Raw genomic sequence first — 11,758 nt, forward strand, 5'->3', positions numbered from 1 at the left:
AAATCGCTACAGGGACGAGATATACCCGCGGTTCCACCCTAATTGGCTAATGCCCTCTTTTAAAAAATAGCCTTTACTAATTGTCCACACTTAGTATGGTACAACGTTCCTGCTCATGCTCCACAGCGCCTTCTACTCCATTGTGAGCTTGCACCATCCTCACTCGCTATGGGGAGTATACTCCTCTGCTTCATCGCCTATGTATATATACTATTGTATGGATAAAAGCGGTTAGTGTCAAGGTGTATCCATCTAATCGACAATGTAAATTCTTAATTGCTTTTATTGTACCCTTATTTCTCAATAATCACGAAATATGTTCAGTAGATTATTTTTCCAAAAACATCTTACACCATTCCATGTTCTCTATCCACATGGCCGTTTCATATTCGATATCTTCCATTTCCGTAATAGCTGAGATTACCGCAATACCGTCCACTGGTTCCGCTAACACATCATCAAAATTATCTCGATTGATACCACCAATAGCCACCATAGGAATAGTTGGATTATGAGCACGTAAAGCTAAAATTAATTCGGGCCCTCGCACAGTTTTGGCATCTTTCTTTGTACTTGTCGCATACATAGGACCTACGCCGATATAATCCACATAGTCCAACTTTGTGTTCTCTAACTCTTCTACAGAGTTAATAGACGTCCCCACAAGGGCGTGAGGCAATCGTTTGCGTACTTCGTCAAGGTCCATATCGTCTTGTCCCAGATGGACGCCATCAGCGCCTATCTTTTCAGCTAATTCTACATCATCATTAATGATGAAAGGCACACCATATTCCTTACAAATGTGTTGTAACTCTCGTGCCAACTGTTCTTTTTCCTCCCCTACAAGAGCTCCTTCTCCTTTTTCACGAAGTTGAAAGCAAGTAATACCGCCTTTACAAGCTTCTGTAAGGTTCTTGTGAATATCCTTCGTATTCAGTGTTCCACAAATGAAGTACAACCCCATCATGGAGCGCACTGTATCTATATCATGATGTTTCAAAATAATCCTCGTTTCTTATATAACAACCAAAACAGATTACTTATAGTATACCACGACACTAAGTATGGTTGATATGATATGGATCATACCTGTATTACTCAGAATATTCATCCCCATAGGCCATATGATTCACCGGTCCATTGCCTGTGCCCAGTCCTGGATTATGTAAGATAGCTAACCGAATATATTCTTTACCAATCGTAATAGCATCTTCCACGGATTTACCTTTAGCTAGTTCTGCTGTTATGACAGCTGAGAATGTGCAGCCTGTACCGTGAGTATGTACTGTGTCGTATTTAGGACTAGTCCAAGACCGGCGCATGGACATAGTATCTTTTGTAAACAAGTAATCTGTCGCTTCATCTCCGATATGACCGCCTTTGATGATGACCGCTTGAGGGCCCAATTCTTGTAATATACGAATCCCTGCTGTATGCAAAGCTTCTACCGTATCGATTTTCATATCTGCCAACACTTCCGCTTCACTGCGGTTGGGCGTAATCAATGTAGCCTTAGGAATTAATGTACTTTGCAAGGCTTTCACAGCCTCATCGGAGATAAGACGGTCCCCGCTGGTGGCAATCATCACTGGGTCTAATACATAGGGTACCTTAGGATCAATATAAGTACCGATGAGTTCCATCATTTCTGCTGTGGCTAACATGCCTGTTTTTACTGCTTCTGGCACGATATCAGTATACACCGATTGTAACTGTGCTTCAATCATAGATACATCCATATGAGCAATCTGTGTCACACCTTTCGTATTTTGCGCTACTACAGATGTAATGACAGCCATACCATAGACGTGACGACTTTGAAAGCTTTTCAAGTCCGCCATCACCCCTGCACCACCTGTTGGATCTGTTCCTGCAATCGTTAACGCTCTATGTAATTTCATAGGTATCTCCTTTACTAGTAACAAAAAAGAACCAATCCTTGGGACGGTTCTTGTACAATTCCTAGTATTCGATACCATCCACTTTCCTACGCCAGCATTATCTGATTCAGGTCTAGGGTTTTGATACTCATCAATCTCAGCATAAACACCCCTAGTGGTTCTTATATTAATTTAGTTATAACATGAAATAGTACCCAATGCAATACAATAAATAACAGTTGAGCTATTTTCACTATTAAGATATTTTTTCTCAATATAGATATTCATATAGTCTATGTATTTCATATAATACATTAGATTCACCTATACATTCCTATTGACGTAGTATCATTCAATTCGTATAATACATCTATAAGGGGTGCTCACTGAAGTGGGCTGAGAAGTAGCTACGTGTTACTAACCCATAACCTGATTTGGATAATGCCAACGTAGGGATATATTAGTATATTTTTGTAGTACCTATACAAACACATAAGGGCACATTACCATATGGTTCCTATTTGCAATACTAGGTATCTTAAGAATATCTATCATCTAGAGGCTAATCATTTTGGATTAGTCTTTTTTGTTCCCACTGGCATGGATAGGAGTATTCATGACTGATTCAAAACTTTCATCATCGCGGTTGTCCCTCATTTGGTTCGGCGCCGCTCTTTCCATTGCGGAAATTATGACGGGCACCTATTTTGCGCCTCTAGGATTTTCCGATGGTCTATTAGCCATCATCATTGGTCACGTCATCGGCTGTTTATTATTATTTGGCGCTGGTCTTATCGGAGCGCGTGAACATATGAGTTCTATGCAAACTGTATCCACTGTCTTTGGCAATGGAGGCATGAAATTATTTTCCATTTTAAACGTTCTGCAACTGATTGGTTGGACCGGTATTATGATTTATGACGGTGCTCTTGGTGCTGTAGAATTGTGGAGTCTGCCCTTCACTGCGTGGACTGTCATCATCGGCGCTTTAATCATTGTATGGCTCTTTATCGGTATCCGTAACATGGGCTACATCAACAGTATCATGGGCTACGGCTTAGGTATCCTCTGTATCTATTTGTTGATTAGCTTGTTACAAGAAAGTTCCATTCACAGTCAAGGAATCATCACTGATGAACTGACTTTCACAGCGGCCTTAGAATTATCCATTGCTATGCCATTGTCTTGGCTACCATTGATTAGTGATTATACTCGATTATCCAAGAACCCTGTGGCAGGTACTGCATCTAGTGCCATCGTATACGGCGTAACTAGTTCTGTCATGTATGTATTAGGCCTCGCTGCGGCCCTCTATACAAATGAAAGCAACATTGCAAAGGTTCTACTTCATGCTGGCTTAGGATTTGGTGGGTTAATTATCATCGTATTCTCTACTGTCACAACTACTTTTATGGATGCCTTATCTGCTGGTATTTCCTCTGAAAGCTTGCAGACTAAATATTCTGGTCGTACCATCGGTATTATCGTTACCGTCATCGGCACCATCGGTGCATCCATCTATCCAATGGATAATATCATTCCTTTCTTATATATGATTGGATCCGTATTTGCCCCAATGATTGCTATTTTATTAACTCACTATTTCTTATTACGTCATTGTCCACACCTTGACCATGGACCTAGCTTGTATATCATTTGTTGGGCATCTGGTACTTATATGTACCATCAATTCCTTGACAGCAACCCATTCTTAGGGGCTAGCCTATCTACTATCGTAGGAACAGCATTAGCAACCATTGCAACGGCCTATATCATTAGCCTAATTTCTAAAAAGAAAAAAGAAATATAACCGCTTACTATACTATTTAGTGCGTATATAAGCACTCATTATTTCATTATACACTTTACAATAACTTCACAAATCAAAACAGGAGCATTCCTTCTATGAAAGGTAGCTCCTGTTTTCATTTTAATATATTAATTATATCATCGTCTCTAAAAACTCAATGCTATGCAATGTATATCCTAGTTGATATGTCAAAAGTTTTCGCAATAGAATTTCTAATTGATCCCATTGATTCGCAGTAAGACGTAAAGGCTTTGTAGGAATCCAATCATAGTTCAAAAGCATTGTTATCCCTTGTTGTAGTTCTTGTTTCACTACATACTGACAGGCTTCATAGATTTCATCGCAAAGACTTGCCATTACCTCAGGGTCTTCACAATGTTGCCCTTGTGGCACAAATCCCGCCAGACTTAACATATGCCACCCCAGCACAATAGAACCTAAGCGAATGGGTTTATCCTGTATAGATTGTAAAAATCGGCTCATGTTCGTATATACACTGCGGTCTAATTTACCTTTTTCAAATAAAGCACTTACCAGTTCACCGCTAAAGGTAGCATAGGAAATATCTTCTAAACTTTCATAATCACGTGTAGAAATCCCATCTATCTGGATAATATCGTACATGTCTCCGTTAGGAGCTACGGTCAAATATAAACGGCTTAAAGGTTGCAAATACGCTCCTTCTTTATAGTTAGCTTTACGTTTATGAGGCACAGAACAAAGTATAATGCCTTCTAACTTTGTGAGGAATGCATAGATACTATAGTATTTTCGTTTTTTACGCCACAGTACGATGGCTTCACTAGTAAACGTATTTGCTTTCATCTACAATACCTCATACTTAACAGTATATTACTACTAATTCAGCAATACATGTATTATCCTTGTATATACTCTTGATATTCTTCTACATATACATACTCTACAAACTTAAAATTCCTATAAGTATTACATACAGTATCTATTAATTTGATTCGTCATCTATTTCTTCTTCAACAGGCACTGGCACGGCATATACACGTTCTATTCGATATCCTTGCATTTCTGTGACTGTGAAAGTATATCCATCTACGGTAATGACGTCACCAATGGCAGGTGTTCGCTCTAACATACCGAAAATAACACCACCAATAGTATCTTCGTCCACATCACCAAAGGAAATATCCAATAGATCTTCTACCTCATCCACCAGCACTTTACCGGCAAAGTTATAAGTTCCATTAGGATTTTGAACAATGGCAGGCAAGTCACGTTCGTGCTCATCTTGAATATCCCCCACCAGTTCTTCTAGGATATCTTCTAAACCTACTAAGCCAACCATACCCCCGTATTCATCCACCACAATAGCTTGATAAATACGACGTGTCCGCATGTGTTGTAATAGAACAGATAACTTCATCACTTCTGGAATGATAAGAATATTACGACGTATGGAACGTAAATCTTTACTCGCCTCTTCACGGCGTTCCATTAAATCCTTAATATGCACAAGGCCGATAATATGATCTTTATCTTCTAAACACAATGGATATCTTGTGTGGCTTGTAGAGGATACGATATGCATGGTCTCTTCAAAACTATCTTGGGTATATACACACACCACATCTTGTCGAGGAATCATAACTTCTTTCGCAATGCGATCCACAAAATCGAATACGTTATCGATAAGCTCACCTTCCACATGGTCAATTTCACCTTGTTGATGACTACGGCTTACCAAGGCACGGATTTCTTCTTCTGTATGCACTAGATCGATTTCTGTACGATAGGGAGCTTTGAAAGCTTTCAGTACTGTATTACCAATTTGTTCCGCAAGATATACAAAAGGAATTACAATTTTTCCAGCTAACCGAACAATCGTCACTGTAGTCCCCACATAGCGTTCAGGGAAGGATAATGCCAGCCCTTTGGGAATAATTTCACCAAATATGAGCACTACTACAGCAAATAATGCTAATACAATCCATTCTACTATAATGGCATATGTGGCATCATACACTCCTAAATAATGTAATACCACATCAGTCCCATCTTCTAAATAGCGTCCTACATAGACTGCTAAAACGACTATAAAGAAGAGAATAAAGAAAGTGGACGTATTCATAAACCGTTCTGGCCGTTGGTATAATTCACGTAATTCTTCTTTTTTTCCATCACTCAAGGAGTCCATATCTTCTAGATGTTCTTCTCGTAAACGAGCAAAGGAGAATTTACTTATAACAAACAAACTAATGATTAAAATACAAAAGATGGCAAATAGAATCATGCCACCCGTGACGGGGGTATCGATATAAATCAGTCCTTTCTATATACACTATTTTAACAATACCATACTCTATCTCAAGGTATGTGATTTTTCATACGTAATATTGTCTACACTATGACCTAAAAAATTAACAGCGTGCCATAAAATAACCGGCCTTAAGTATTAATTCCGATATCCCAATTCAGATAACATACCAGATTTATTGCGCCAGTCTTTTTTCACTTTTACCCATAAATCTAGGAATACTTTTGTAGCCAATAAACGCTCTACATCACCACGAGCTTGGCGGCCAATAGTTTTTAACATGGCTCCTTGTTTACCAATGATGATACCTTTTTGAGAATCTCGCTCTACATAGATAGTAGCTCGTACATAGGTAGTGCCATCCTCTCTTGTCTTCATTTCATCTACATCAACAGCAATGGCATGAGGAATTTCATCATGAGTCTGTAACAGGATTTTTTCACGCACAATATCAGAGATAATCAAACGTTCCGGTTGATCTGTAATCATATCATCTGGGAAGTATTTTGGACCTTCCGGTAAATGTTTTTCTAATAAATTCACCACTTCCTCAATATTGTCTTTTTCTTTCGCAGAAATCGGTACCACCGCTTCAAAAGGATAGCTATTTTCATAGGATACGATAGCCTCTAACAAGTCTTGCTTTTCCATCGTATCAATTTTATTCACAATGAGGAACACTGGTACATTCACCTTACGAAGTTGTTCAATGACAAAGTTGTCACCAGGACCACGCTTCTCATTAGCTGCCACTACAAATAAGACAGCCTCTACTTCACGCAAAGAATCTACCGCTTGGTCTACCATGAATTCACCTAATTTATGTTTTGGCTTATGAATCCCTGGTGTATCCATGAACACGATTTGTTTCTTTTCATCTGTATAGACACAAACAATACGGTTTCGTGTCGTTTGCGCTTTATCAGATACGATAACAATTTTATCATCAATCAATGCATTAATTAATGTAGACTTTCCTACATTTGGTCGTCCTACAACGGCTACAAAGCCTGATTTAAATCCTTTTCCACTATTCATTATATGGCATATCCTCTCGTACATAACCTAAATTACCAAGCACAAATTCTTCCTCTGTGCGCATTTCTTTTTTATCTTCATCTATCATATGGTCATAGCCTAAAATGTGTAAACAGCTATGAACAGTTAAATAGGCAAGTTCACGAATAAAATCATGATTATACTCTTTCGCTTGATCTGCTGCTCGCTCAAGGGAAATGACAATATCCCCTAATAACTGTCCTTCTTCCTCGATAGAAGCTTCATCTCCTTCATTGAGGGCAAACGATAATACATCTGTAGGCATATCTTTACCACGGTATTCACGATTTAATTCCTGAATTTTTCCGTTGTTACAGAGGAGCACACTATATTCATCTTCCTCGTGTAATCCATACACACGAGCCACTTCATTACAGCACCGTTGAATGACTTCCTCGTAAGTGCTATTCTGTTCGATTCCCTCATCATAGGAAATACTTACAATCATTCTCGTTTCCCTTTCTCTGAAAGTTGATATTCTTCATAGGCTTTCACAATACGACCTACCAAATCATGACGCACCACATCTTGGTCAGAAAAATAAATACACCGAATCCCTTTGATGCGTTGTAACACTTGCTCTGCTTCAATCAAACCAGATGTTATCTTCGGTGGCAAGTCAATTTGCGTTGGGTCTCCATTAACCACCATTTTCGACTGATACCCTAAGCGAGTTAAAAACATTTTCATCTGTTCTGGCGTCGTATTCTGCCCTTCATCAAGGATCACAAAGGAACGTTCCAAGGTTCGACCACGCATGTAAGCCAATGGTGCTACCTCGATAGTCCCTTGTAAGAGCATCTTCTGCACTCGTTCTACACCGAACATATCATGTAAAGCATCATAGAGAGGACGTAAATAAGGGTCTACTTTTTCTTGTAAATCACCTGGCAAATATCCTAGCTTTTCCCCTGCCTCTACAGCAGGTCTTGTCAAAATAATACGATCCACTTCACGATTTTTCAAGTAAAATGCTGCCAGTGCAACAGCTAAATAGGTTTTTCCTGTTCCCGCAGGACCAATGCCAAAGGTGATCGTATTGCGACGGATACTATCTACATATTGTTTTTGGCCCACTGTTTTAGGAATAATAGGATTCCCCTTCACAGTCACATTGATAGTATCTTCATATAACTGGAAAAGTGATTCTTTTTCGCCTTTCAAGATCATCGTGGTAGCTGTTCGCACATGATGATCAGTGATTTTAATATGATTTTTAAACAAGTATAACAGTACATCTAACACTTCCATTGCTACTTGTACAGATTCCTCTGAACCTGTTATATCCACAATGGTATCTCGATGTAATATATCTACTGTTACTAGTTCTTCTAATACTTTCATGTGAGATCCTTGAGGTCCCACGATAGGTCCTACCATGTCATAAGTAGGTATGGTAAATCTCTGATTAGCCATATGCTCCCTTTCACAGAAATTTTTGAACCGCAGCGCCATGTAAATAATCATAGCCACTGCCTTGAGAAATATCTTCGTCTTCCATAATTTGATCAATCAAATCTTGTACGCGCCACCAGCCCATAGACCAATTCGTGAAGATTGTATTTTCCTCTGGCGCACGTCCTACTAGTCGTTGTAATACAATCTTAGGGTCTAGGTAACGTAAAAATTCTACCACTCGTCGAGCGTATTCTTCTGCACTGATTAAGGTAAATTCACCAGCCTCATAATCACGTGCCATTTTCGTATTCTTTACTAAGTATAATGCATGAAGCTTCACTTGGTCTACTTGTAAGGCTGATAAAGTTTTTGCCCCTTCAATGACATCGTCCATGGTGTCCCATGGAAGGTTCAGTATCATATGAGCACACACTTCAAATCCATAACGCTTGATGCGCAATACTGCATCGATAAACTCCGCCATCGTATGTCCTCGGTTTACCTTTTGTAATGTATGATAGTTCACCGATTGTAAGCCTAATTCTACATAGATATCAATACCATATTTGTTTTGTATATCTTTTAAAATATCTAAATAGGCATCATGTACACAGTCTGGACGTGTGGCAATGGCAATGCCTACCACATGTTCTAAGCAAGCTTCTTCCACATACTGGCGAAACTTCTCTGGTGGTAAATAGGTGTTACTAAAATTCTGAAAATACGGTATATATTTATAGGCCTTATACTTTTTTGCAATATGCACCACTGTTTCATCAATTTGCTGTTTCACCGTCATAGAGGCTGGTCGATTTTCATAGCCTGCTCCAATTTCACCACAGAAGGTACATCCACCTACACCTGCTGATCCATCGCGATTAGGGCATGTCAACGGTAATGCCACTGGAATTTTATAAGCCTTTTCCCCATATCGCTCTTTGTAAAAAGTAGATATCATACGATACCGCTTTGGCTTTGTGGTATCACTCATATCACACCTCCTCCCTGATAGTTGAACTAGCAATATGTTCTCGATAATTCAAATTCGTATCTACACATTGTTGAGGACGTATAAAAGGTTTCGTCTCACCTTTTACATCGATGATGATGACATATGTATTACTTAGTATAACAGTATCTGTCATAGAATCATCAAAATTATTAATTCCTAAGTATAGCAATGCCTCACCACACACCTCAATTGTATGATAATCCTGTCGGATTCTCCGCCACTCCACAAAGGAATAGTTAGGGATATATTGTCGTACCAAACTTTTCTCACGCCAGAATATTTCGGCATCTTGCATTTCTTGTTTTCTGTCTTTGGACAAACCAAATCGTTCATCACGAATTTTCCCATTGAAAGATGTCAATACATCGTAGCGCAGTAAATCACAGGCTACTTGGTTCCCTTTCAATGTGAAGAACTCATAAAGGAATGCTATTTGATCAGCATCATTTAATTTACGGTCTTGATTCCCTTTTTCTAACCATAACTTGGTCATGTCTTCAAAATAAGCAAAGGCCGATCCTTCTTGGATTAAACTTTCACTAATGTACCCAAAAACTGTGCGATACCGTTCACTATTATAGAAACGTTCAAACACATCTTCAAAATGTTTTAACATGCGTACATCATCATATGGTAAGACATGGGTTTGTAATACTTCGTAAGGTGCTTTCGGATTCGCAATGTACTCGTATTCTGCCATAGAACGCACGCCAGAACCTTTTAATAGCTTTAAAAATCCAATCTGCAACGCATGGGGTTGTAAACTGAACAAATCATTGAAAGATGTTTCAAAAATAGCTTTACTTTCATAGGGCAAACCCACAATTAAATCCATATGCACATGTGTACGCCCTGCCTTGATAATAGGAGGAATCACAGACTCAATACGGCCCCAATCATTACGGCGATGGATAGCCTCTAATGTTTTATCATGCGTACTTTGAACGCCTACCTCAATCTGTATTTGACCATGGCGAGTAGAACTTAAAATCTCTACTTCTTTTTCGGTCATTAAAATGGATTCCATTTCCAAGTGAAAGTTTGTATTGCCACCATGGTCACGCATCCACTCCATCAATGGAATATGATGATGAGGCGCACAGTTGAACGTACGATCCACAAACTTCACCTGTTTTACATTGTGATCCACAAACCATGCTAACTCCTGTAATACCCGCTCTTGTGGAAAGAATCGTACGGTGTTACGATTACCAGATAAACAATACTGGCAACTAAACGGACAACCTCGAGAAGATTCATAATAGACAATTTTATTTCCCAAGGTAAGCATATCTTCTTCCGTGTACGGGAAAGGTATGGTGCTTAGATCCTTCACCTCTACAGCCTCTTCAGACCCTTGAATGTGATCCTGTTCCCGGCCTAAAATACCAGGTATGACAGGATTCACCGGAGATTGCCCCGTACGAATCGCTTTCACAAAAGAAGTGAAAGCCTCCTCAGCTTCCCCTTGTACAATATAATCAATATATGGATTATCCTCTAATAGTTCCCGCGCCGTATAACTCACCTCAGGACCACCTAAGATAATTTTTATATTAGGACGGACCGCTTTAATCATAGAACAAAGATGCAATGTCATATCAATATTCCAAATATAACAAGCAAAGCCTAATACATCTGCATCTAATGTAGTCACATGATTTAAGATATCTAAAATAGGCATATTAATAGTGTATTCCACTATCTCATATGCCTCGTCCTTCGTTCTTCCATAAGCCTGCAAATAACGCAACGCCAAAGAAGAATGTATATATTTTGAATTCAACGTTGAAATAATAACTTTCATTTGTACCTCACTCATCGAATGAACCTAGTTCATCGGCTATTATTTCATTATACCACAAAACACAAACCTCTCCCATAATTTAACTCTTAGAGCGACGCAGTTAGACATAGGAACAAGTAGTATTTTTTTGCAAAGTATGGTATACTTGACATGTAAAAAAGAAGAGCCATCAACGTGTAGCTGGCGTTAGGCTCATCTCAAAAAGTCAAAATTTGATTTCGCCTAACGTGTGAGGGCCGTAAAACCTCATTTAGTTAGGCGTTTTCATTAGCTATAAAAGCAACGAATAACTTCTACAATTAACATAGAAAATTGAATCAATAAAGATAATTTTTCATATGCAGTCATAGTATCACCTCCTCCCATAAAAGGAAGAGATGAGCCTAACAACACGTTAATGACTCTTCTAATCTCCATTATACTATAAAATTACTCAAAATGTTAATATTTATCAATATAGTTCCCTACCCAAGAGGAACGCAGTTAGGTGTAGCAGCCTTCG

At 38.9% G+C, this 11,758-nt stretch carries 11 protein-coding genes and 2 riboswitches; of the genes, 1 reads left to right on the forward strand and 10 read right to left on the reverse strand.

The window, feature by feature from the left end; genetic code table 11:
- Nucleotides 1–328 precede the first annotated feature (328 nt).
- Nucleotides 329–1,000 carry a thiamine phosphate synthase gene (gene thiE / locus HMPREF3032_RS05725; protein WP_197413493.1) on the reverse strand — a complete coding sequence of 224 codons (672 nt, stop codon included), beginning with the start codon at nt 998–1,000 and terminating at the stop codon, nt 329–331.
- Between the two features lie 94 nt (nt 1,001–1,094).
- On the reverse strand, nt 1,095–1,901 hold the full coding sequence (thiD, locus tag HMPREF3032_RS05730; protein WP_062402902.1) for a bifunctional hydroxymethylpyrimidine kinase/phosphomethylpyrimidine kinase: 807 nt from the start codon (nt 1,899–1,901) through the stop codon (nt 1,095–1,097).
- Between the two features lie 66 nt (nt 1,902–1,967).
- Nucleotides 1,968–2,064: riboswitch (TPP riboswitch) on the reverse strand.
- A gap of 181 nt (nt 2,065–2,245) precedes the next feature.
- Nucleotides 2,246–2,353: riboswitch (TPP riboswitch) on the forward strand.
- A 143-nt stretch (nt 2,354–2,496) separates the two neighbouring features.
- Here thiD and cytX point away from each other — a divergent pair.
- A complete protein-coding gene (gene cytX / locus HMPREF3032_RS05735; RefSeq protein ID WP_062402905.1) occupies nt 2,497–3,690 on the forward strand; it encodes a putative hydroxymethylpyrimidine transporter CytX in 1,194 nt (397 codons plus the stop codon).
- A gap of 132 nt (nt 3,691–3,822) precedes the next feature.
- Here cytX and HMPREF3032_RS05740 read toward each other — a convergent pair whose 3' ends face one another.
- From HMPREF3032_RS05740 to HMPREF3032_RS07765, 8 genes are all read right to left on the reverse strand, one after another.
- The gene (locus HMPREF3032_RS05740; protein ID WP_062402908.1) at nt 3,823–4,515 is read right to left on the reverse strand and encodes a DNA repair protein RecO; all 693 of its coding nucleotides are present in this window, start codon (nt 4,513–4,515) and stop codon (nt 3,823–3,825) included.
- Nucleotides 4,516–4,654: 139 nt separating this feature from the next.
- Nucleotides 4,655–5,956 (reverse strand): hemolysin family protein, encoded by a 1,302-nt coding sequence (locus HMPREF3032_RS05745; RefSeq protein WP_062402911.1) that lies wholly within the window; start codon nt 5,954–5,956, stop codon nt 4,655–4,657.
- A gap of 162 nt (nt 5,957–6,118) precedes the next feature.
- Entirely contained in the window at nt 6,119–7,018 is a 900-nt protein-coding gene (gene era / locus HMPREF3032_RS05750) for a GTPase Era (protein WP_062402913.1), read from the reverse strand.
- A complete protein-coding gene (ybeY, locus tag HMPREF3032_RS05755; protein ID WP_062402915.1) occupies nt 7,011–7,487 on the reverse strand; it encodes an rRNA maturation RNase YbeY in 477 nt (158 codons plus the stop codon). The genes era and ybeY overlap by 8 nt, the downstream gene beginning before the upstream one ends.
- Entirely contained in the window at nt 7,484–8,455 is a 972-nt protein-coding gene (locus HMPREF3032_RS05760; protein ID WP_062402918.1) for a PhoH family protein, read from the reverse strand. The genes ybeY and HMPREF3032_RS05760 overlap by 4 nt, the downstream gene beginning before the upstream one ends.
- A 10-nt stretch (nt 8,456–8,465) precedes the next feature.
- The gene (locus HMPREF3032_RS05765) at nt 8,466–9,428 is read right to left on the reverse strand and encodes a tRNA modification radical SAM protein MnmL/YtqA (RefSeq protein ID WP_062402921.1); all 963 of its coding nucleotides are present in this window, start codon (nt 9,426–9,428) and stop codon (nt 8,466–8,468) included.
- 1 nt (nt 9,429) lies between these two features.
- Nucleotides 9,430–11,256, reverse strand: a complete 1,827-nt coding sequence (locus HMPREF3032_RS05770; protein ID WP_062402923.1) for a B12-binding domain-containing radical SAM protein — start codon at nt 11,254–11,256, stop codon at nt 9,430–9,432.
- Nucleotides 11,257–11,523: 267 nt separating this feature from the next.
- Complete coding sequence (locus tag HMPREF3032_RS07765; RefSeq protein WP_369813343.1) at nt 11,524–11,673, reverse strand: putative holin-like toxin; 150 nt, start codon at nt 11,671–11,673, stop codon at nt 11,524–11,526.
- Nucleotides 11,674–11,758: the final 85 nt, after the last annotated feature.

The sequence above is a fragment of the Veillonella sp. DNF00869 genome, assembly GCF_001553345.1.
Lineage (GTDB): Bacteria > Bacillota > Negativicutes > Veillonellales > Veillonellaceae > F0422.